Here is a 21,797-nt window from a genome sequence, read left to right on the forward strand (position 1 = left end):
GCATTTCGGGGCCGTTTTCAGGCGGACCGCCGATCCGCCTTACCGACCGCCCAGGCTGGCCCGCAACATCCAGGCGAACTTCTCGTGCGCCGCCAGACGCTGGGTCAGCAGATCCACGGTCACATCGTCGCCGTCGCCGTCCGCCACGTCCAGGGCGGAGCGCATGGTGGCGATCAGGGTCTCATGATCGCGCATCAGCTCACGCAGCATGTCGGGCGCGTCCTTTTCCGGTTCGCCGTCGCGAATACTGGTCAGGTTGGCGAAGGCGCCGTAGCCCTGCGGCGCCAACTCGCCCAGGGCGCGGATACGTTCGGCGATGTCATCCAGGGCCGCCCACTGGTCGCGATACTGCTGCTCCAGCATATTGTGCAGGGAGAAGAATTCAGGCCCCCGCACGTTCCAATGATAGCCGTGGGTCTTCAGATAGACGGCGTAGGCGTCCGCCAGAACCCGGGTCAGCTGCTCAACCACGTCGCCGCGCTCGCTCTGGGACAATCCGGTGTCAATGGTTGCGGTCATAATACGCTCCGTGGGTGTGAGGTCGTCGCCGGCAATCTAGACGGAATCCGGCAGGCAGGAACGCAAAACCGCAACAAGCGTTGCATCACATAACGTCGCATCGAACGACGTTGAGGGGATAGGCACAGTATGACGCCAGGCGCGGTCTTCCGCCGATTTCTGAACGCCGAAGCCGGTCTCCTCGTTCTCGCCCGTCTGAAGTCCGGTCCCGCCTGGCGGAGAATTCTAGTCGGACTGGCCGGCGCCGGCGCAGGACTGGCGGTGCGGGCGGCCAGCGCCGGCTTTTACGGCGGGATCACCGGCTTCATGATCCTTCTGCCGGGCGTCATTCTGGCGGCCTTGGCCGGCGGACGTCTGGCGGGTCTGACGGCGGTTGCGGGGTCTCTGCTGGGCGGCTGGGCGCTGGTCGCCTTGAACCCCGGCCCGACGACCCCGCATCTGGGCGTGGTCGCCACCTCCAACTTCGTCTTGGTGGGCCTGTTCTGCACCTGGCTGGGCGCCTCCTTGCGCCAGACCCTGATCCGGCTGGATTCCGTCGTCTCGGCCCTGTCCCTGTCCAACGCGCGGTTTGACAAGACCGGCGCCTTTCTGGGCTATGCCGGGATCAACCTGAACGTGGACGGGGCGCGCGAACCTCTGGAGAAGGCCGCCCGCGCCGAGCGCCGCCAGCATTTCCTTCTGAACCTCAGCGACCGCCTGCGCGACCTGTCCGACCCGGAGCGGATGATGGCCGAGGTCGAGGCGTCCCTGGGCGGCCTGCTGAGCGCGAACCGCGTCGGCTACGGCGAGGTGGACGAGACGGGCGAAGTCGTCTCCTTGAGCCGCGACTGGATTCAGGGCGTCGCCAGCGTTCACGGGCGCGCGCCGAGCGTCTTCAATCCCGCCCTCGTCGCCGACCTGTTGGACGGTCGGACCATCCGCATCGACGACGTCCGCGACGACCCCCGGTCGGCCCCCATCGCCGGCGCATTCGCCGAGATCCAGACCCGCGCCGTGATCCGAGCGCCGCTGATCCGCAACGGCCGATTGCGCGCCTTCCTCTATGTCCACGCCGCCGCCCCCCGACGCTGGACTGACGCGGAGGTCCAGCTGGTCGAGGAGGTCGCCGCCCGCACCTGGGTCGAGATCGAACGCGCCCGCGCCGAGACCGAGACCCGCGAGAGCGAACAGCGCTTCCGCGCCATCGCCGACACCGCGCCGGTCCTGATCTGGGTCACGCGCCAGGATCGCCGCCGCGCCTTCATCAACCAGGCCTATGCGGACTTCTTCGGCGCGGACTATGAGACGGCCCTTGCGGCGGACTGGCGCGCCCGACTGCACCCGGACGACCAGGACCGCATCCTTCGAGAGTCCCTGGCCGGAGAGGCGACGAGAGAACCGTTTTCTCTAGAGGCACGATATCGGCGTCATGACGGCGAGTGGCGCTGGCTGAAATCCTTCTCTCGTCCGCGCATGGCCGGAAGCGAGTTGATCGGCTTCGTCGGCGTCGCCTTCGACGTCACCGACATGCGCGAAGCCCAAGCCCGCCTGACCGAATCCGAAAGCCGCTTCCGCACCGTCGCGGACAGCGCTCCGGCCATGATCTGGATGACGGATGCGACGCCCCGGATCGTCTTCGCCAACAAGCGCTATCGTCTGTTCTGCGACATCCGCTCGCAGCGCCAACTGCTGGACGGCTGGCGCAGGCTGATGCATCCGGACGATGAGACGGTGTTCGACGCCGCCTTCCTGCGGGCCTTCCAGGCGCGGGATCGGTTCGAGGCGCTCAGCCGGGCCAATCATCCGACCCTGGGGCTGCGCTGGCTCCGGACCGAGGGCGTGCCCCGCTTCGATGCGGCCGGCGCCTTCCAGGGTTATGTGGGCGCCACCATCGACGTCACCGACGCCAAACGCGCCGAGGACGACCTGAAGCACATCAATGAGCTGCTGGAGGAACGGGTCGCGGAGGCCCTGACCGAAAAGGCCGCCGCAGAGGCCCATCTGATGCACGCCCAGCGGATGGAGGCGGTCGGCCGTCTCACCGGCGGTGTCGCCCACGATTTCAACAATCTGCTGACGGTGGTGATCGGGGCGCTGGACATCATCCTGCGCTCCGACGACGCCGCAAAACGCAAGAAGCTGGGCGAGGCCGCCCTGGCCGCCGCCCGTCGGGGAGAGAGCCTGACCCACCAGCTTCTGGCCTTCTCGCGCCGTCAGGCCCTGCGTCCCGAGGCGGTCGATCTGAACGGCCTGATCCGCGAGGGCGAGCCCTTGCTGCGCCGGGCCGTCGGCGAGGCCGTGGACTTCAAGATCCGGCTGAAGCGCGGCGGCGTTCGCGTCAACGTCGATCCCGCTCAGTTCGAGGCCGCCCTGCTGAACCTGGTCGTCAACGCCCGCGACGCCCTGGGCGACGTGACCGGGCGCGACGCCGCATCAGCCGATGCGACGAAAGAGGCCGGCGGCCCGCCTCGATCGGGTCGAGACGGCCCCGTCCGCGCCGGCGCCCGCATCACGATCCAAACCCAGGCCTGTTCCGTCGCGGCGGGGCAGATCCCGGAACTGGCGGCGGGCGACTATGTCTGCGTCGCCGTGTCCGACAACGGATCGGGCATGTCGGCCGAGGTCATCGACCGCGTCTTCGAACCCTTCTTCACCACCAAGCCGATCGGCAAGGGCACGGGCCTGGGCCTCAGCCAGGTCTACGGCTTCGCGCGACAGTCGGGCGGCGGGGTCCACATCGCTTCCAGCCCCGGCCGCGGCTCGGAAATCCGCCTCTATCTGCCGCCGCTGATCGCGGACAAGGCCGCCCCGTCACCCGAACCGGGCGGCGTCGGCGCCGCCCTGCCGAACGGCCACCGCCTGCTGCTGGTGGAGGACGACGCGGATGTCGCGGCCATCGCCCTTGATCAGTTGGAAAGTTTCGGCCTGCACGTCGAATGGGTCGAGACCGGTCCCGAGGCGCTGGAGGCCCTGGAACGGGCGCGCTTCGACGTCATGTTGACCGATGTGGTCATGCCGGGGGGCATGAGCGGCGTGGACCTGGCGCGTCAGGCGGCGCGGGACCGGCCTCAGATGCGGATCGTCCTGACCTCGGGCTATGTGGGCGACGATGTGGATCAGGTTCTGGCCGACACGCCCTGGCCCTTCCTGCGCAAACCCTATTCGCCCGAACAATTGCGCGCCGTTCTTTCGACGGCGGGGCCGCGGCCAAACCATTAGATCCAAGAAAAACGCGCCGCAGAGGCTGCGGCGCGTTTTTCTTCGTCAGTTCCAAGGCCGCCTCAGCGGCGCGCCTTGCGGGCGGCGTAGCGCGCGTCGCGCCGGGCCTTCTGCTCTTCCTTGGTCAGTTGCTTGCGCGCCTTGCGGTCGGCCCGCTTCTCGGCCTCGATCGCTTCCTGAGCGGCCATTTCGGCGGCCAGGCGCGCAGCCTCCTTCTCGGCCTTCTCGCGGCGCTGTTCCGCCTTGGCCAGTTCGTGCTGCTGGCGCAGGGCTTCCTTTTCGGCGGCGCGCTTCTCAGCCAGGCGCTCGAATTCGGGATCGGGGGCGGCGGGCTTGGGCTTGAACTTGGCGAGCAGAGCCTTCTTGGCTTCCTGCTGGGCGGTCAGGCGGTCGGTAAATCCGGTCTTCAAATCTTTCATGCGAAAGCGTCAGGGTTCCTTGTGATCGGCCAGCGGCCATCGGGGGTCGGGCGGCGGAGAACGCGCGCGTCCCGAAGCGGGGCGCACAAAGCCTATGCAGGGACCAAAAGCAAGGTTCGCCGCCACGAAATCGGCCGCGCGCACGAAATGGCGCGCTTAAGGCGCCCTTACCTGCTCCAGTGATGCAGATAGGTCGCGCCCGCCCCGTTACAAGAGCAGGCGCAACGGCGGGTTCGTCAGTTGGGCTTCTGCGCCTGGCCGACGGCGGTTCCGGCCGCTCCACCGACGGCGGCGCCCACGGGTCCGCCCACCACAGCCCCCGCCACCGCGCCGCTGGCGGCCTTTTGCTCGATTGTGGTCCCGCAAGCCGTCAGCGCCAGGGCGCCGGCGGCGATGCAGGTCGTGATGATCATGCGCGACATGGCGTCTCTCCAAAAAGGTCACGCTTGAACGCCGCGCCGCGCTTGAGGTTCCCAGCGCGATCCAGAACTGGCGAATACGGAAAACGGACCAACGGACAACACAATCCGCGCGCCATTCAGCAGATACGGGGAAATGTGACAATCTACAGCCGAGACGCCGTGCAACCCAATACAGTATTCGCTCTATCCACTGTCGCAATCCGGCCCATATTGTCATGCCGCCGGGGCAATATCGTAAAAATACCTAATCCTTTCGTCGCCTTAACCAGCCGCTTGCGAATCAGCCACATTCAGGTCACAAACTTCGCTATATAGGCCCGTCCTCGACGCACGGGCTGTATGTGCCGCGCGCCGAATGCCGGCTGGGCTGGCGACCGTTTCGGGTCGCCCCGCCGGCGAGACTACCCGGGGGCAGCGTTTCTCGCCCTGCTGAACAGGATGAACTCGTTGTCGCATTCCTCGCAGACGCGCGGCCCCGCCCGCACCGATCATGTGGCGAAGATCAAGCCCGTGACGGCGGCCGCGGCCTTCGGCTGTCTGGTGGGACTGGCGATCGGCGGCGCCTATCTGGGCGGGACCATGGCGCGCAATGCGACGCTGCGGGCCCAGGCCGAACGGATCCAGGGCGCCACCGCCGCCGGCTTCACCGAAGAAGCCCTGTCCGCCGCCGCCGGCGGTCTGGACGCCAGCGCCCTGTCGATCGCTCGTCGGCACGACCCCTACACCAGCGCCGGCGCCGCCGAGCGCGATCGCCAGGCCGAACTTCTGGCGGCCCGTCTGGATCAGTTGGACGCCAACCGCGATCCCAAGCTGCGCCACGCCAATCTCTCCACCCCCGTCGGCGCCAAGCCCTTCCGCCTGGATCACGCCCTTGACGCCAGCCGCGACCTCGATTGCCTGACCCAGGTCGTCTATTATGAAGCGCGGGGCGAGGGCCGCGACGGCATGCGGGCCGTGGCCCAGGTCGTCCTGAACCGCGTCCGCCACCCCGCCTTCCCCAAGAGCATCTGCGCCGTCGTCTATCAGGGCGCCGCGCGCCGCACCGGCTGCCAGTTCTCCTTCACCTGCAACGGCGTGATGCGCGGCCGGATCAATCAGGCCGCCTGGAACCGAGCGCGCGGCATCGCCTCCTCGGCCCTGTCCGGATCGGTCTATGCGGGCGTCGGCAACGCCACCCATTTCCACACCACCGGCGTGTCGCCCGACTGGCGCAACACCCTGATCCGGGTGAACCAGGTGGGCAGCCATCTCTTCTATCGGTTCGGCGGTCGCGCCGGCTCAGGCGGGGCCTTCACCTACGCCGCCCGTCCGTCTCAGGCCGACGATCAGCCCCGTCTGATCCAGGCGGGTCTCAATCCCGTCGAAGCGGCCCGCCAGGCCGGACAGGCCGTGGCCTATTCCCTGATCCTGGCCCAGGAGGGCGGCGCCGAGCCCCAGGCTGCGCCGACGACGAACGCCCGCCCCGCCGCCAAGCCTGCGGATGCGGCCGTCGCCACCCAGGCGTCCGGCCAGGCTTCCCCCCCGCCCGCCGCCCGGCCCACGGGGGCCTCGGCGCCGCGCGCCGCTGCGCCCCGGGCGGACGCCAGGACGGAAACGGCGGACGCCTCCAACCCCGTCTGATCGCAAAGGCGCTTCAGTCCTGGCCGAAAGGCCCCCGTGTCGTCCGGTTCTGATCGAATTCGCCGAACCGACGGCCGGGCTTGTCCGGGCTTGAGGTCTGCTCCCGACCGACCTCGATCATGCTCAGCCGATCGTAGCCGACGCTGAGCGGTTGAGCGGGCGCCCGCCGCACCCGCAGGGTCTGGGGCGTCTGGGGCGTCTGGGACATCGGTCGCTCCTCGCGCGGTTCATCGTCTGAACGTCGCGCGCGGCGGGCTGTTCCCCTGGCCTCACAGGGCGTCCAGGCCGATGTCCAGCACGGGCGCCGAATGGGTCAGGGCCCCGACCGAGATCACATCGACCCCGGTCTCCGCGATCGGCCGCACCGTCGTCAAATCCACCCCGCCCGACGCCTCCAGCCGGATGCGCCCCCCGGTCCAGGCCACCGCCCGCCTCAGGTCCGCCAGGCTGAAATTGTCCAGCATGATCACGTCCGGCGCCAGGTCCTCATTGATCAGGGCCAGGACTTCGCTCAGCTGATCCAGCCCATCCACCTCGACCTCCACCTTCATCAGGTGAGGGGCGAAGGCCTTGGCGCGCCGCACGGCCTCGCCCACCCCGCCGCAGACGGCGACGTGGTTGTCCTTGATCAGGATGGCGTCATCCAGGCCGAACCGGTGGTTCACCCCGCCGCCGCAGGCCACCGCATGTTTCTCCAGCGCCCGCAGGCCCGGCGTCGTCTTGCGGGTATCGGCGATCCGCGCCCTGGTCCCGGCGACGGCTTGAACATAGGCCCGCGTCAGGGTCGCCACCCCGCTCAGCCGTCCGACCAGGTTCAGGGCCGTCCGCTCGGCGGACAGGAAGGCGCGCGCGTCGGCCTCGACCACCGCCAGCACGGCCCCCGTCTCGAACGCCGCCCCGTCGGCCAGCCGAAGCTCAACGTCGGCCGTCGGGTCCATCGCCTGCACGGCCAGCCGCACGGCCTGAATTCCGGCCAGAACGCCGGCCTTGCGCGCCGTGAAGGCCGCCTTCATCCGCGCCCCTGGGGGAATGCAGGCCAGGGCCGTGACGTCGCCCCCCCGCCCCAGATCTTCCGCCAGGGCCATCCGCACCACCGGTTCGATCAGGACGTCCGGCAGGGATCGGTTCAGGGCCATGTCTCGGGGAGTCTCCATAGAGGCCGTCATTCCGCCGCCAGGGCGAGGTCTCCGGCCAGTCTGATCCGCGTATGCGCAGCGTTCGCCGCCGTCTGCGGATAATCCGCGCGGTAATGGCCACCCCGGCTCTCATGCCGATCCAGCGCCGCCTGGGCGATCAGCCGCGCCGCCAGAAGACAGGCCGCCGGCCCGTGCAGTGCCTCCAGCCGGTCGATCAGGGCGATCAGGGCCGTCAGACCGGCCTCATCGCGCACCACCCCCGCCTGGGCCGTCATCGCCGTCCTCAGCTCCGCCAGGGCCGCCTCGGGCAGATCGGGCGCCAGGGGCGTCGGGACCGGCCGTCCGCCCCCCGTCTCGCTCGACGCGGCCCGCCCGGCCCGCCGTCCGAAGGCTGCGGCCTCAAGCAGGGAGTTGGACGCCAGGCGATTGGCGCCGTGCACCCCCGTCGCCGCGCATTCGCCGACGGCGTACAGGCCCGGAACCGTCGTGCGCCCGTCGGCGTCGGCGGCGACCCCGCCCATGTGATAGTGGCAGGCCGCCATCACCGGAATGGGGCTGACGCGCGGGTCCAGCCCGGCCCGCATGCATGCGGCGAAGACGGCCGGAAACTCGTGCGGAAAGGCCTCCCCCACAGCCGCGCGCGCATCCAGAAAGGCGCCCCGGCCCTCGATTCGCGCGGCATGGACGGCCCGGGCCACCACGTCGCGGGGCTTCAGATCGGCGTCGGCCTCCTCACCCAGCAGGAAGGCGCCCGCGCCGTCGATCAGCCGCGCCCCCTCGCCGCGCAAGGCTTCGGTCGCCAGGGGCGCGGGGTCCAGGCCGACGTCGATAGCCGTGGGGTGAAACTGCACGAACTCAGGGTCAAGAATCTCCGCCCCCGCCCGCGCCGCCAGGGCCATGCCCTCGCCTTTCAAGGCGGCGGGGGTGGTGGTGGCGGCGAACAGCCCCCCGGCGCCCCCGGTCGCCAGAACCACGGCCGAGGCCGTAACCTCGACCAGCCGTTCGCCGCGGGCGGCGACCGCCCCGACCACCCGGCCGGTCTCATCCTGCATCAGCCCCTTCAGCCGGGCGTCTTCCCAGACCTCGATCCGGGCCTCGGCCCGCACGGCTGCGACAACGGCCGACAGAATGGCGCGTCCGGCGCCGTCGCCGCCGACCCGCGCCACGCGCGCCACGGAATGGGCCGCCTCCAGACTGACGACGAAGCTGCCGTCCCCATACCGGTCGAACGGCGCCCCCAGGGCCGCCAGCCATTCGACGGTTTCGCGCCCGGCCTCGGTCAAGGCCTGGGCCGCGCCCGGATCGACCAGACCCGCCCCGGCCGCCTCGGTGTCGCGAGCGTGCAGCTCGGCCGAGTCCACAGCCGTCAGGGCCGCCGCCATCCCGCCTTGAGCCCAGGCGGACGAACAGCCGCTCAGCAGCGGCTCCGGCGTCAGGACCAGAACCCTCGCCCCAGCCTGCGCGGCCTCCAGCGCGGCCGACAGCCCCGCCAGTCCGGCGCCGAAGATCACCGGCCCCTCATGTCGCACGCGGCTCATCGTCCGATCCCCAGATAGTTCAGGCCCAGCCGAACGGCGCCGGCCGGATCACCCTCGGTCACGGGCATCAGGGCGCCGACCGCCGCCGCCGCGCAGAGGGCCAGGGTCAGCAGATAAAGCCCCAGGCTCCTGCCCGCCTCGGGCCAGCTCAGCGTGCCCCACGCCGCGCGCCAGACGCCGCGCTTCAGATGGCTGAACACCGACAGGGCCAGGAAGGCGGCCAGGATGAACCGGCCCGTGGAAAGACCCCACCACACCACTGCCACGCCGATGACCAGCAGGACGATCTGCTCAAGCCGCGGATGAACCCGCGTCAGCACCGGCCCCAGGGCCTTGGACCCGTCCAGCGGCGGGGCGGGAACCAGGTTCACCAGATTCAGCATGGCGATGAAGAAGGCGCCGGCCAGCCATTCGCCCTGGCCCGTCGCCATGCCGACGGCGACGAAGGGGATCATGGCCAGAAGACCGAAGGCCGGCCCGGCCAGCGACACCAGCACCCCGTCCCACTCGCTTCGGGGCGCGCGCCGTCCCTTGGCCAGTCCGCCCAGGAAGGGAATGATGTAGATGCGCGCCGGACCCATGCCCAGCCGGTTCATCGCCAGGGCGTGCCCCGCCTCATGCACGAACAGGCCGATCAGAACCGCCCCCGCCACGATGACGCTGCCGGTGACCCACCACAGGAAGCCCGCCATCAGGGCCGTGGACAGCACGGACCAGACCAGGCTCTGATCCTTCTCGACCGGTTCTTCGGCGACCGCCTCGGTCTGGGCCGGTCGCGCGCCCGCCGTTTCGGGCTTGATGTCCCAGGGCCCCAGGGGACGGTCGGGCGCGGGGGCGGGTGTGTCTGTCTTGCTCATGGCGTCCAGATGGGCGCGGCGCCCTGCCCCGGCGAGGGGACCGATCGCCGCGTCGCTCAGATCAGCTCCACATCGACGTGATGCCGCGCCTTGACGATGTCATAGCGCGCCGGGATCGTCGGCGGCGGCAGGTCGATCATCCGCTGCACGGCCATCCGCCCGCGTTCGATCATCTCTTCGGGCACTGTCACTTCGAACTGCATGTTCAGCAGGCAGTCGTGGATGTTCTGAAGCGTGATCCGCTTCATGTGCGGGCACAGGTTGCAGGGGCCCACGAACTCGACGCTCGGCACATCGCCCTTGATGTTGGAGGCCATCGAACATTCGGTGATCAGCACCACCCGCTTGGGCCGGCGCTGTTCGACATAGTCGGTCATGGCCGCCGTCGATCCGGCGAAGTCCGAGGCGGCCAGTATCTCTTCCGGGCATTCGGGGTGGGCCAGAACCTCGGCGTCGGGCCAGGCGTCGCGCATGTCGGCGATGTCCTGGGCGGTGAAGCGCTTGTGCACCTCGCAGTGGCCCTTCCAGGCGATGATCCCCACCGTCGTCTGGGCCGCCACATTGCGCGCCAGGAATTCGTCGGGGATCAGTATGACCCGGTCCACGCCCCATTCCTTCGCCGCCCATTCCACCACCTGAACGGCGTTGGCGGACGTGCAGCAGATGTCGGTCTCGGCCTTCACCTCGGCCGTGGTGTTCACATAGGTGATGACCGGCAGGCCCGGATAGCGCTGCTTGATCAGCCGCACGTCCGCCCCCGTGATCGACGAGGCCAGCGAACATCCCGCCCGCAGGTCGGGGATCAGCACGGTCTTCTCAGGCGACAGGATCTTGGACGTCTCGGCCATGAAGTGCACGCCCGCCTGGACGATCACCTTCGCATCCGACCGCGCGGCCTCCTTGGCCAGGCCCAGGCTGTCGCCGACATAGTCGCCGACCCCATGGAAGATCTCGGGCGTCATATAGTTGTGGGCCAGGATCACGGCGTCGCGCTCGCGCTTCAGCCGGTTGATCGCGCTGATCAACCGCGCCTGTTCGGGCCACTCCAGCGGCGTGACGTGGTCCTTGACCTTCGCCCACACCCCGGCGGTCTCCCGCTCCAGTTCCTGCGTCAGACCAAAGGCGCCGTCGGCCATGATCCTCTCCTATCGACCCTTATGCTCAAAGTTAGCATAAGCAGAACCAATGTAGGCCGATGGGGGACGGGCGCAAGCGGATTGTTCAGTCGATCAGCTCGAACAGATCGCCCAGCGGGACATTCAAGGCCTTCGCCAGGGCCAGGGCCACCACCACGGACGGGGTGAAGACCCGGTTTTCAATCGTGTTCACCGTCTTGCGCGACAGCCCGGCCCGGTCCGCCAGCTCCTGCTGCGTCAGACCGGCGGCCGTCCGCACCTCCTTCAACCGCACGGCCAGCCGGGGCTCAGCCACGCGAAGCCTGCCGGTCCAGCCACCAGTAACGCAGCGCGGCGGTCATCGCCGCGACCTCGAAAACAGCGGGCATCCCCGCGACCGTCAGGGGCGGCTGAAAAAGACCGGCGACATAGAGGACAGCCACGGACGCCAGCGAAACCCGGAATGACCAAGCCGTCGCGCTTCGGCGGAAATGGATCATCAGTTCGTCTGCCGCCTTGGGCAGGGCCCCGGCGCGCCTTTGCCACACCTTGCCCCCCAACATCACGCTCATGACGGTCAAAGGCATCGCCAGGGATGCCAACGCCCGCTTCCAGTCCTCGATGTCACCCCCGCCGGACGCGATCCGCCAAGCCGCATCCACTCCGAAGGTCGTATAAAGCAGACCAAGCGCCGCCAAAAAGACCATGCCCAAGGCCTCGGCGCTTTGAGCTTGGTCCTTGTCCAGTCCGCCCTTCACGGCCTCGCGATCCACTTCGAGCCGCCCCCCGAGATCGACAGCCAGAACCACCGTCAGACCCAGAACAGCCAGACCGAACCCGAACGCCGCCATCGACAACAGCGCGGAGCCCTTCAGTTGCGCCGCCACGATCATCAATCCGAAGGCGGCTAGGGCTAGCGCGCCCAGCAGGAAGCCCTCGCGCTTCATACGCTTCAACCGCGCCCGCGCCCGCGTTCTCGACAGAGCGAACCGCTCCGCATTCCCGTCCGCCTCACCCACGGTCGGCCTCACGGTCTAGAAGATAATAGCGCAGCACCGCCGCCGTGCCTGTCAGGTAAAGGAGGGCCGGCAAGGCCGCGACCGCCGCAGCCGGTCGCCAAAGCCCCAGGGCAAAAACGCCGACCATCCCGACGGCGGCGACGCCCAGGGCCGTAGCCAGCGCCCTGTGTCGGAATGACAGCGTCAGTTCGTCGTCCAGCAGTCGTTTCATCCGCTTGTCGCGCCGATTGTCCAGACCGGCCACCATCAGCAGCATGAGGCCGCCGATCATGGGCCCCATCACGACCATTAGATAATCCACGCCCCCCGGCGCGCCCGACGCCAAGCCCCAACCGGCCTTGACCGACAGGAAGGTCAGATAGGCGCCGGTGATCGGCATGACGGCCATGGAATGCGCCCGCTGCCGTTGGACCTTGTCGCGATAGGCGGAGCCGGTCTGTAGCTTGTAGGTGTCAGCATTCGGCAGGAAACGCCGCGCGAAGAAGGCGCTCGCAATGATGGCGGCGACGCCCGCCACCATCGTCACGCCGCCGATTAGACGCCCCTTCTCGGGGTTCGCCGGCCACTCCTCCATGACCAGAAGGCCGGTCACCAGCAGGGCCAGTCCAACTCCGCCCAGGCCTGCGCAGATCGCGAGACGCTGTGTGCGCCTCCGCTCTCGCGCCCGTACCTCACGTCTTTCCCGATCGTCCATCATGGCCCCGCGTCACCTACAGGTGACATATAACCCATAGGTTACTCGGCGCGTCAAGCGGCCCCGGTTGCTCCGCCTCCGACGGGAGCCTTCTGCGCGCTTCGGCCGCCTGACGCCCGCGATGCCGGGGCGCCGCCGGGCTATTTCAACACCTCGCCACCAGTTCTTGCACCGATAACCGTCGCCGCAGACGGCAAGAACCGTTCCCAAACCCGGCAGGCTCGCCTAGACAACGGCCGACTTCATTCCGCAGAATACCGACTTCCCGGCATTTCCATGCAAGACACCATCCGCCGCATCCTGACCGCCCGCGTCTATGACGTGGCGGAGGAGACGCCCCTCGATCCGCTGCGTCGCCTTTCGGCGCGTCTCGAACGGCCCGTCCTGCTGAAGCGCGAAGATCTGCAGCCGGTGTTTTCGTTCAAGATTCGCGGCGCCTACAACAAGATCGCCGGCCTGTCCCAGGCCGAACTGTCAAAGGGTGTGATCTGCGCCTCGGCCGGCAATCACGCGCAAGGGGTGGCCCTGGCCGCCGCCCGCCGCAACATCCCCTCGACCATCGTCATGCCGACCACCACCCCCGGCATCAAGGTGGCCGCCGTGCGCGCCCTGGGCGGCGAAGTGGTCCTGCACGGCGACAGTTTCGACGAGGCCTACGCCCACGCCCGCCATTTGGAGAGTCGGACCGGCGCCGCCTTCATCCACCCCTTCGACGATCCCGACGTGATCGCTGGCCAGGGCACGGTGGGGCTGGAGATCGCCCGTCAGCACGCCGACCCCATAGAGGCCGTCTTCGTCCCCATCGGCGGCGGAGGGCTGGCCGCCGGCGTTGCGTCCATCCTCAAATTCCTGCGCCCCGAGACCCGTGTCATCGGCGTGGAGCCCGTCGACGCCCCCACGATGAAGGCCGCCGTCGACGCCGGCGAGGTCGTCACCCTGAACGAGGTCGGCCTGTTCGCCGACGGGGTGGCCGTGCGCCGCGCAGGGGCCGAGACCTTCCGCCTGTGCAGGGATCTGCTGGACGAGATCGTCCTGGTGGACACCGACGCCATCTGCGCCGCCATCAAGGACATCTTCGACGACAGCCGCGCCGTCGCCGAACCCTCGGGCGCCGTGGCGCTTGCGGGGCTCAAGGCCTGGGCCGCCGCCCATCCCGGATCGGGCGCCCTGATCGCCGTCAACTCCGGCGCCAACGTCAACTTCGACCGGCTGCGCCATGTCGCCGAACGGGCTGAGATCGGCGAGGGCGCCGAGGCCCTGCTGGCCGTGGCCATGAAGGACGACCGCGACGACTACCGCCGTTTCCTCGACAGCCTGGACGGCCGCTCGGTCACCGAGTTCAACTACCGCTGGTCCGGCGACGGCCAGGCCCAGATCTTCGTCGGCGTGGCCCTGCACAACGGTCCGCACGCCGCCCTCAACCAGCCGCGCGCCGCGCGCGAGGCGATAGGGCAGGAAAAGGACGACCTGATCGCGACCCTCCGCGCCGGCGGCTACGCCGTCGAGGACATGAGCGACAACGAGACCGCCAAGCTGCACGTCCGCTACATGGTCGGCGGCCGCACCGTCGGCCTGCCCCACGAACGCATCCTGCGCTTCCAGTTCCCCGAACGGCCCGGCGCCTTCTTGCGCTTCCTCAACAGCCTCCAGCCCGCCTGGGCCCTGACCCTGTTCCACTATCGAAACCACGGCGACGACGTCGGCCGGGTCCTGGCCGGGATCAGCGTCCCGCCCGAAGAACAGGCCCAACTGACCGCCGCCCTCGCCGACCTGGGCTACCCCTACGTCGACGAAACCACCAACCCCGCCTGCCGCCTCTTCCTTGACGGGACCTGATCGGCTTCATCTAAACCACGCCCTGATCGACCATGACCCACGCCGCCTGGACCGTTCACGACAAGCGACCTGCGATCGTCTCGCGCAAGTCCTCGTCAAATCCTTCTGGTTGTGACTAAGCTGGCGACAGGGAGAGGGAGACGACACTCATGTTGAAGGTTCTGGCTGCGGCCGCGGCGCTCGCGACCGCTGCGATGACGACCGGCCCCGCGCTGGCTGTTACGGCGGCGACCGCCGCCAATGCTCCGGAAATGTCGCGACAGGAGAAACGGGACCACGACCTGTTCCTGCGCGCCAGTGCCGACTTCCAGCGGCGCGGACATTCGGCTCTCGCGCGGCACCTACCCGCCCTGCGCCAGGCGCTGGACCGAATGCCGACCGACTATGGCCAGGTGGTCGAACAAGACGAGCGCACCATCATCAGGGTCAGCGATCCCGGCGACGTCCTGATCATGCTGACCGCCCTCGCCGCATCCGGCTCAAAGATGGAGCAGCCGGGGAGCGGCGCAGCCGCCATGCCCAACGTCTATGGCGACATCACCCTGATGCTCGCCTCGGAAGCCGTCGAAGCGCGGCGCTACGAAGAAGGCATCGCCTATCTGGACCGCACGCTGAAGATCCAGCCGCAAAACTGGATGCTGCTGAGCGAAAAGATCGCTGCCCTTCAGGGACTGGCGCGCTGGGAGGAAGCCCTGGCCCTGGCCGACGACGCCCTGGCCTCTCCTGACCTGCTGATGCTCCTGCATCGCGGCCCCTTCTATCGCCGACGCGGCTTCAGCCTGATCGAACTGGGCCGACTGGAAGAGGCCAAGGCCGCCTACGAGGCCGCGCTCGAACTCGATCCCGAAGACGCCAACGCCAAGCGCGAACTTGAGTATATCGACCAACTGAAAGCCGGGGCTTCGCCGACCGAACCCCAGGTGGTCGCGCCGCTCCCTTCCGGAGCGCCCAAGTCCTAAAGCAACCGAGGTCCGGCTTCATGGGCCAGCAGCCAGCGCTTCCGCTCCAGCCCGCCCGCACAGCCTGTCAGGGTCCGTTCACGCCGATCACCCGGTGGCAGGGGACGATGATTCCCGCAGGGTTGGAGCCGTTGGCCGGGCCCGCCGCCCTCGCCGACCTGGGCTACCCCTACGTCGACGAAACCACCAACCCCGCCTGCCGCCTGTTCCTTGACGGGACCTGACCCAGAGGGGAAGACGGTCGCCATGTCCGATCCCGCCCCTCCCCATCGCCGCGCCGTCCTGTCGGGTGCGGGCGCCCTGGCCCTCAGCGGCTGCGCCACCCTGTCGGGGGCGCCGGCCCGGCAGACGGTCTGGACCTTCGACCGGCTGGCCGACATCGGCGGCGAGCGGACGACGGTGGAGGGTGCGCCGGCCCTGATCGACAGCCCCTATGGCCGGGCTGTGCGGTTTGACGGGGTGGACGACGCCTTGTTCATCGACAGCCATCCGCTGGCCGGAGCCGAGACCTTCACCTTCGAGGCCCTGTTTCGTCCCGACGGCGGCGCCTTCGAACAGCGGTGGTTCCATCTGGCGGAAGAGGCGCCGGCGGGCCAGCCCCCGTCCCAGACCCGCTTCCTGTTCGAAATCCGCGTCGTGCGCGACCGCTGGTACCTGGACGCCTTCACCCGCGGCCCCGGCTACAACCACACCCTGATCTTCCCAGAGCGGCTGTACCCCTGCGGACAGTGGTTCCATGTGGCCCAGACCTTCGACGGAACGATGTACCGGTCCTATGTCGACGGCGTTTTGCAGGGCGAACATCCGATCGCCTTCAAGCCCCAGGGTCCGGGACGGGCCTCCGTCGGCTGCCGGATCAATCGGCTGAACTATTTCAACGGGGCGGTGCGTCAGGCCCGCTTCACCCCCGCCGCCTTGGCGCCGGACCGGTTCACGCCACGCTGAACCGGTCGGCGCCCCGCTCATGCGCCAGAAGCCAGCGTTTGCGCTCCACCCCGCCGGCGTAGCCGGTCAGGGCGCCGTTCGCGCCGATCACCCGGTGGCACGGCACGATGATCGCCACCGGATTGGCGCCGTTGGCCAGCCCCACGGCCCGCGCCGCCTTGGGCGATCCGACCGCCGCCGCCAGCCGGCCATAGGTCCAGGTCTCGCCCGCCGGAATGGTGCGCAGCGCCGCCCAGACCGATCTTTGGAAGGCCCCGCCGCCGGTCCGCACCTCCAATCCCTCGAAGGCGCTCAGTTCGCCGGCGAACCAGGCGTCGGCCGCCCGCCGCACCCCCTCCGCTCGTCCCGTCCTCAGGGAGACCGGCCCGTAATGGCGGTGCAGCAGCCGCCGCATCCGGTCTTCATAGTCGTGAAAGTCCAGGGCCCGCACCGCCCCGTCCGCGTCCGTCACCACCAGAATCTCGCCCAGAGGCGAAGCGAACCGATCCAGCGTCAGGTCCGAGGCCGCCGTCGCGGGTTCAGTCATGGCTCATCTCCTTGATCATGTTCCAATACAGGGCCCCATAGGCGCGCCACGGCCGCCACCGCTCGGCCCGCGCCGTCAGGGCGGCGTCGGCGCCGGTCAGCCGGTCGCTGGGCGCGTCCTCTCCGTCGTCGATCCAGTCGCCGACGGGGCGCAGACCCGGCCGCGCGGCCAGGACCGGCGCCAGTTCGGGGTCAGCGGACAGGTCGCGGGTGATCGCCTCCGGATCGGCCGCCAGGTCGAACACGCGCCGCACCCGCGCCAGAACGCCGGGCAGGGCCTTCAGCTCGTCGATGCGGGCCTCGACCACAACCTTGCCGAGCGCGCCGGGGCGCACCGTCACCGCGCCCTCGGTCCCATCCACCGACTTGCGCAGCCGCCGCGTCCAGGCGCCGTCCGCCGTGGTTTCGTCGGCCGCCCCACGCGCCGCCAAGGCCGCCGACACGAAGTCCCAGTCATAAGGCGGGCGATAGGCCAGGTTCAGGGTCACGCGCCCGCCGCCCTCCTCCGCCGCCTTGCGCCGCCGCAGGGCCGAGGGCGGGCGCCCGTACAGGGCCTGGAAGGTTTCATTGAACCGGCGCACGCTGCCGAAGCCCGACGCCATCGCCACCTCGGCCATGGTCAGTTCGGTCTCATGGATCAGCTGTTTGGCCAGAAGCACCCGCCGGGTCTGGGCCACGCTGACGGGGGCGGCGCCCAGATGCTGGCGAAACAGCCGCCGCAGGTGCCGCTCCCCCACCCCCAGCCGCTCGGCCAGGGCCTCGGCGTCCCCGTCGTCCAGCGCGCCCGCCTCGATCAGGGCCAGGGCGCGGCTGACGGTGTTGGACGTGCCGCGCCAGGCGCCCATCTCCGGCGCCGTCTCGGGCCGACAGCGCAGACAGGCCCGAAACCCCGCCGCCTCGGCCGAGGCCGCAGTCGGGTGGAACACCACATTCTCTCGCCGCGGCGTCCGCGCCGGACAGACCGGCCGACAGTAGATGCCGGTCGAGGTGACCCCCGTGAAGAACCGCCCGTCGAACCGGGCGTCGCGCGCGCTCAGCGCCCGCCAGCAGGCTTCCGAATCCAGGGTCTGTTCCATCGGCGCAGAATGGGCGTTTCAGCCGCCCCTGTCTCGCGGTTTTCGGCCATGGATGAGCGTGAGAATTCCATCCGAGAACGGGGGTTTCGCTGAGACCCCATGCGACATAACCTCTCACCTGCGCACGCAGAGGCGCAGTTATAAAACAATGGGAGTCACGCCTTGGTTCGCCTACCTTTTTCCACGCTCGCCGTCCTGGGGGCCGGCGCCGTCCTCGTCGCCTTCACCGCCGCCGCCCAGGACAGGGTCAGCCCGGAACCCGCCGCCTCGGGGCGCGCCCTGCCGGTCGGCGCCTATCGTGAGACCTGCCGGGGGATCACTCTGAACGGCGATCGGCTGCGCGCCCGCTGCATCGCCAAGAACGGTCAGTCCGTTTCGTCGACCCTCAGCGTCCGCAGCTGCCGGGGCGCGGCGATCCGCAATGACGACGGCCGCCTGGCCTGCACGCCGGCTTCGCCCCCCCGCTCGGCCTGACTGCGGAGGAGGCGACCGGCCGGACCGGTCGCCTTTCTGCGGACCTACATAGGCCAGAACAGCAGAATGGCCGGCGGACCGATGATCAGCACCAGCAGGCTGAGCGGCGCCCCCAGCTTGGGATAGTCCGAGAACTTGTAGCCGCCCGGCCCCATGACCAGGGTGTTGCACTGGTGTCCGATGGGGGTCAGGAAGTCGCACGCCGCCCCCACGGCCACGGCCATCAGGAAGGGATCGGGGCGATAGCCCAGCTGCTGAGCCAGGGTCGCGGCGATCGGCGCCACCACCAGAACCGTCGCGGCGTTGTTCAGGAAGGGCGTCACCGCCATGGCCGCAAACATCATTCCCGCCACCGCGATCACGGGCGGAATGCCCTGGAACACCGACCGCAGTCCGCCGGCGATCAGATCGGCTCCGCCCGTCTGCTGGATCGCGTCCGAGACGGGGATTAGGGCGGCGATCAGCACCAGCAGCGGTCCGTCCAGCGCCGCATAGGCTTCGCGCATCTTCAGACCGCCCAGGGCCACGATGATCACCGCCGCGCCGAAGAAGGCGATGGAGACCGGGATCAGGCCGAAGCCCACCATCACCATCGCCGCCGTCAGGACCAGGGCGGGCAGGAATTTTCGCCTCTGTCCGCCCAGGCGCATCTCCCGTTCGGCCAACGGCAGCAGGCCCAGGTCCGCCAGTTTTCCGGGCAGGCCCGATTCCGACCCCTGGAGCAAAAGGACGTCTCCGGCCTGGAGCTTGGCCGTCCGCAGATGCTGGGTCAGCTCATAGCCGCTGCGCGACACGCCCAGCAGATTCAGCCCGTGCTGACCGTACAGATCCAGCGACCGCACCGACTGCCCCACCAGCTTCGAATCCGCCCCGATCACCGCCTCGGCCAGACTGACCTCGTCCTTGGCCTCCTCCAGCAACACCGGCCGGTCGCCGCGCACCAGCTTCAGCTTGGCGGCGTCGATGAAGCCCTCCAGCGCCTCCTGGTCGCCCTTGATCAACAGGGTGTCGCCGGGGCGGACGATGGTGTTGCCGCGCGGGCGCGTCTTGCGCTTGCCATCGCGGATCAGGGCCATGACCTGGATGTCGTCCACAGCCAGGGCCTTCAGAGCGTTGATCGGCCGCGGCTCCATCAGCCAATCCTCGGGCACGCGAGCCTCGGTCAGATAGGCGTTGGCCGACAGGGCCGCCGACAGGCCGATGGTGCCGGTCCGGTCCTTGGGCAGCAGCCTGTAGCCGAAGGCCAGAAACACCAGGGCCGCCGCCGTCAGGATCAGGCCGACGGGCGCATAGTCGAACATGCGAAACGGCTCGCCGGTCATGGTCTCGCGCACCTCGGCGACCAGGATGTTGGGGGCGGTGCCCACCAGGGTGACCATTCCCCCCGCCATGGCGCCGAAGGCCATGGGCATCAGCAGGCGCGACTGTTTGGTGCCGGTGCGTCGGCTGACCTGCAACGCCACCGGCATCATGATGGCCAGGGCGCCGACGTTCTTGGTGACCATCGACAGCAGGGTCACGGCCGCCGTCAGCACCGGCGCCTGCGACCGTTCGGTCTTCAGATACGGCATGATCCGCTTCAGGGCCATTTCGACGATGCCCGACTTGGCGAAGGCGGCCGAGACCACCAGGGCGCAGGCGATGATCACCGTGACGTCGTTGGAAAAGCCTTCGAAGGCCGCGTCCGCCGGAATGACCCCGATCGCCAGCCCCGCGATCAAGGCCGCCAAGGCGACCAGATCATAGCGGAACCTTCCCCAGATGAAGGCTGCGACCGTCAGCCCCACCAGGCCGAAGGCCAGACCCTGTTGTAACGTCACGCTTAAGCCCCGACCCGGCCGCCCGTCGCCGCCGTTTCAACTGCAACGGCGAAGGCGGCCGGAGGTTCAACACCGTCCGACGATCATCCGCCCCACGCCGCGCAGGACGCGCCAGACCTCGCCGACGAAGGCCCAGACCACGATGATCATCAACAGGGTGGCCAGTTCGCCGCCGTGGTCCCCGGTCCGGTCGAACAGGCTCCGCACCCGGTCGAAGAAATCGGTCGCCGTCCCGACCCAGATCACCGGGCTCAGCGGCGACCAGAACCAAAGCCACAACAGGCCCCAGGCCGCCGCCGCCCCAAAGCTGATGTCGCCCACGGCCGTCAGCCGCGCATTGCCGCCCGAGGCCGCTCGCATCAGGTCGAACACCACCCGCGCCGCAGCGAACAGGGTCACGGGCCAATAGGCGGCGTCGACGATCTGGACCAGGATGCGGCCGTAATCGACCCCGTCCAGACTGCCGGCCAGGTCTTCCGGCCGGATCGAGGCCATGGGCAACAGGCCGGTCCACCACAGCAGCAGAACCGCCCAGGCGATGGCGCTGGCGACGGCCTTGGCCGCCGGCGACATCTCGGCGCTCTTGGGCACCGCCGGCCCCGGCTTGGCCGTTCGGGCCGCATCGCGACCGCGCGCCAGCCGCTCGCCCCAGGTCTCGGCGTCCAGGTCGCCGCCCAGTTCGAACAGGCCCAGATCCTTGACCCGCCATTTGGCGATGAAGTCCGGCTTCTTCTCCTGCCGCTCCAGCACGAAGCCGATCAGGGTGACGACCCCGATCACCGTCACCGCCCCGCTGAACAGGGCGCCGAAGCTCTGACCGATGGCCTGGCCCAGATAGATGTCCCCGACCAGCACCCGCACCGCCAGGCCGATCAGGGTGACGCAGCCCATCACCACCAGGGCCGTCTTCACCGCGAACAGCCACCAGGGATAAAGCTCCGGCCCGATCAGCGACTGAGGCCCGGACCGATAGCGCGCCGCCACCGTCAGCGGATGGCCCACCTCGCGCAGCAGGGCCTCGACCTCCTCGTCGCCGGGCGCCCGCCCCAGTCGCGCCTCCAGCGCCTCGATCCGGCCCATGATCTCGTCGCGCAGCTCGGCGACGATGTCGTCGCGCGTCGCCTTGGGCAGCTGGGCCGCCACCGCCTTCAGATACCGTTCGACCAGGTCCATCCCGTTTTCTCCCTCAGTCCCCTTGATCACAACATCTTCTCCAGCGAGGCCGACAGGCCCCGCCATTCGGCCGCCAGCCGCGCCAGCAGGACCTCGCCCCGCGCCGACAGGCGGTAGAAGCGCTTCTTGCGCCGCTCCTCCTCGCGCCATTCGCTGTCCAGCAGCCCCTGGCTCTCCAGCCGGCGCAGCAGCGGATAGAGGGTGCTCTCCTCCATCTCGACGCCCGCCGCATTCAGGGCGACCCGCAGCGAATAGCCGTATTGCTCGGTCCTCAGACTGGCCAAGACCGCCAGGATCAAAGACCCTCGCCGCAGCTCCAGCCGCAGACTCTCGAACAGCAGTTCCTCATCCTGACTCACCCGCCGATCTCCATGCGCCACATAGTGTGTGACACACAGTGTATGGGACATACTGTGTGAGGGAGTCAAGCCCTCGCCCTTTCGGCAGGCTTG

At 69.1% G+C, this 21,797-nt stretch carries 22 protein-coding genes and 1 pseudogene; 6 read left to right on the top strand and 17 right to left on the bottom strand.

Going from position 1 to position 21,797, the window contains the following annotated elements:
* Positions 1-39: 39 nt before the first annotated feature.
* Complete coding sequence (locus BSP_RS15180) at positions 40-519, bottom strand: Dps family protein (RefSeq protein WP_054766541.1); 480 nt, start codon at positions 517-519, stop codon at positions 40-42.
* Between the two features lie 129 nt (positions 520-648).
* Here BSP_RS15180 and BSP_RS15185 point away from each other — a divergent pair, with 129 nt between their 5' ends.
* Entirely contained in the window at positions 649-3,717 is a 3,069-nt protein-coding gene (locus tag BSP_RS15185) for a PAS domain S-box protein (protein WP_152950879.1), read from the top strand.
* A gap of 62 nt (positions 3,718-3,779) precedes the next feature.
* On the opposite strand, the gene BSP_RS15190 is transcribed toward BSP_RS15185, so the two are convergent.
* Both BSP_RS15190 and BSP_RS15195 read right to left on the bottom strand, forming a co-directional pair.
* Positions 3,780-4,136 (bottom strand): DUF6481 family protein, encoded by a 357-nt coding sequence (locus BSP_RS15190; protein ID WP_054766543.1) that lies wholly within the window; start codon positions 4,134-4,136, stop codon positions 3,780-3,782.
* A 236-nt stretch (positions 4,137-4,372) separates the two neighbouring features.
* Complete coding sequence (locus tag BSP_RS15195) at positions 4,373-4,558, bottom strand: hypothetical protein (RefSeq protein ID WP_007442649.1); 186 nt, start codon at positions 4,556-4,558, stop codon at positions 4,373-4,375.
* A 447-nt stretch (positions 4,559-5,005) separates the two neighbouring features.
* Here BSP_RS15195 and BSP_RS15200 point away from each other — a divergent pair, with 447 nt between their 5' ends.
* On the top strand, positions 5,006-6,178 hold the full coding sequence (locus tag BSP_RS15200; protein WP_227975987.1) for a cell wall hydrolase: 1,173 nt from the start codon (positions 5,006-5,008) through the stop codon (positions 6,176-6,178).
* Between the two features lie 13 nt (positions 6,179-6,191).
* Here BSP_RS15200 and BSP_RS15205 read toward each other — a convergent pair whose 3' ends face one another.
* The 8 genes from BSP_RS15205 to BSP_RS15240 form a co-directional block, all read right to left on the bottom strand.
* Positions 6,192-6,386, bottom strand: a complete 195-nt coding sequence (locus BSP_RS15205; protein ID WP_152950880.1) for a hypothetical protein — start codon at positions 6,384-6,386, stop codon at positions 6,192-6,194.
* Positions 6,387-6,447: 61 nt separating this feature from the next.
* A complete protein-coding gene (gene nadC / locus BSP_RS15210) occupies positions 6,448-7,314 on the bottom strand; it encodes a carboxylating nicotinate-nucleotide diphosphorylase (RefSeq protein ID WP_152951176.1) in 867 nt (288 codons plus the stop codon).
* Between the two features lie 26 nt (positions 7,315-7,340).
* Positions 7,341-8,852 (bottom strand): L-aspartate oxidase, encoded by a 1,512-nt coding sequence (locus BSP_RS15215; protein ID WP_152950881.1) that lies wholly within the window; start codon positions 8,850-8,852, stop codon positions 7,341-7,343.
* Positions 8,849-9,709: a metalloprotease gene (locus tag BSP_RS15220; RefSeq protein ID WP_152950882.1), complete on the bottom strand. Its 861-nt coding sequence runs from the start codon at positions 9,707-9,709 to the stop codon at positions 8,849-8,851. Before BSP_RS15220 ends, BSP_RS15215 begins: the two co-directional genes overlap by 4 nt.
* Positions 9,710-9,765: 56 nt before the next feature.
* Positions 9,766-10,845, bottom strand: a complete 1,080-nt coding sequence (gene nadA / locus BSP_RS15225) for a quinolinate synthase NadA (RefSeq protein ID WP_152950883.1) — start codon at positions 10,843-10,845, stop codon at positions 9,766-9,768.
* A gap of 85 nt (positions 10,846-10,930) precedes the next feature.
* Complete coding sequence (locus BSP_RS15230) at positions 10,931-11,140, bottom strand: helix-turn-helix transcriptional regulator (protein ID WP_152950884.1); 210 nt, start codon at positions 11,138-11,140, stop codon at positions 10,931-10,933.
* Positions 11,133-11,780: a hypothetical protein gene (locus BSP_RS15235; protein ID WP_227975988.1), complete on the bottom strand. Its 648-nt coding sequence runs from the start codon at positions 11,778-11,780 to the stop codon at positions 11,133-11,135. The genes BSP_RS15230 and BSP_RS15235 overlap by 8 nt, the downstream gene beginning before the upstream one ends.
* A gap of 55 nt (positions 11,781-11,835) precedes the next feature.
* The gene (locus BSP_RS15240) at positions 11,836-12,435 is read right to left on the bottom strand and encodes a hypothetical protein (protein WP_152950886.1); all 600 of its coding nucleotides are present in this window, start codon (positions 12,433-12,435) and stop codon (positions 11,836-11,838) included.
* Between the two features lie 378 nt (positions 12,436-12,813).
* Between BSP_RS15240 and ilvA the strand changes: the two genes are divergently transcribed.
* Together ilvA and BSP_RS15250 are read left to right on the top strand one after the other, a co-directional pair.
* On the top strand, positions 12,814-14,373 hold the full coding sequence (gene ilvA, locus BSP_RS15245) for a threonine ammonia-lyase, biosynthetic (protein ID WP_152950887.1): 1,560 nt from the start codon (positions 12,814-12,816) through the stop codon (positions 14,371-14,373).
* 149 nt (positions 14,374-14,522) lie between these two features.
* Entirely contained in the window at positions 14,523-15,332 is an 810-nt protein-coding gene (locus tag BSP_RS15250) for a tetratricopeptide repeat protein (RefSeq protein ID WP_152950888.1), read from the top strand.
* Here the strand turns inward: BSP_RS15250 and BSP_RS15255 are convergent.
* Positions 15,329-15,495, bottom strand: a pseudogene (locus BSP_RS15255) (methylated-DNA--[protein]-cysteine S-methyltransferase); the annotation flags it as partial. The gene BSP_RS15250 and the pseudogene BSP_RS15255 sit on opposite strands and share 4 nt — an antisense overlap.
* Before the next feature lie 83 nt (positions 15,496-15,578).
* On the opposite strand from BSP_RS15255, the gene BSP_RS15260 reads away from it, so the two are divergent.
* Positions 15,579-16,277: a LamG-like jellyroll fold domain-containing protein gene (locus tag BSP_RS15260; RefSeq protein ID WP_152950889.1), complete on the top strand. Its 699-nt coding sequence runs from the start codon at positions 15,579-15,581 to the stop codon at positions 16,275-16,277.
* Here BSP_RS15260 and BSP_RS15265 read toward each other — a convergent pair.
* The gene (locus tag BSP_RS15265; protein WP_152950890.1) at positions 16,264-16,803 is read right to left on the bottom strand and encodes a methylated-DNA--[protein]-cysteine S-methyltransferase; all 540 of its coding nucleotides are present in this window, start codon (positions 16,801-16,803) and stop codon (positions 16,264-16,266) included. The two genes, BSP_RS15260 and BSP_RS15265, sit on opposite strands and share 14 nt — an antisense overlap.
* A complete protein-coding gene (locus BSP_RS15270; RefSeq protein WP_152950891.1) occupies positions 16,796-17,878 on the bottom strand; it encodes a bifunctional transcriptional activator/DNA repair enzyme AdaA in 1,083 nt (360 codons plus the stop codon). Before BSP_RS15270 ends, BSP_RS15265 begins: the two co-directional genes overlap by 8 nt.
* Positions 17,879-18,040: 162 nt before the next feature.
* Between BSP_RS15270 and BSP_RS15275 the strand changes: the two genes are divergently transcribed.
* Positions 18,041-18,352, top strand: coding sequence for a hypothetical protein (locus BSP_RS15275; protein ID WP_152950892.1), 312 nt, complete (start codon positions 18,041-18,043; stop codon positions 18,350-18,352).
* Positions 18,353-18,396: 44 nt separating this feature from the next.
* Here BSP_RS15275 and BSP_RS15280 read toward each other — a convergent pair whose 3' ends face one another.
* The 3 genes from BSP_RS15280 to BSP_RS15290 all read right to left on the bottom strand — a co-directional run bounded on the left by BSP_RS15280 (position 18,397) and on the right by BSP_RS15290 (position 21,704).
* The gene (locus BSP_RS15280) at positions 18,397-20,172 is read right to left on the bottom strand and encodes an SLC13 family permease (protein ID WP_194166979.1); all 1,776 of its coding nucleotides are present in this window, start codon (positions 20,170-20,172) and stop codon (positions 18,397-18,399) included.
* A gap of 66 nt (positions 20,173-20,238) precedes the next feature.
* Positions 20,239-21,345 carry a hypothetical protein gene (locus BSP_RS15285; protein ID WP_152950893.1) on the bottom strand — a complete coding sequence of 369 codons (1,107 nt, stop codon included), beginning with the start codon at positions 21,343-21,345 and terminating at the stop codon, positions 20,239-20,241.
* Between the two features lie 26 nt (positions 21,346-21,371).
* Positions 21,372-21,704 (bottom strand): PadR family transcriptional regulator, encoded by a 333-nt coding sequence (locus BSP_RS15290; protein WP_152950894.1) that lies wholly within the window; start codon positions 21,702-21,704, stop codon positions 21,372-21,374.
* Positions 21,705-21,797: the final 93 nt, after the last annotated feature.

The organism is Brevundimonas sp. Bb-A (genome assembly GCF_009394735.1).
Lineage (GTDB): Bacteria > Pseudomonadota > Alphaproteobacteria > Caulobacterales > Caulobacteraceae > Brevundimonas > Brevundimonas aurantiaca.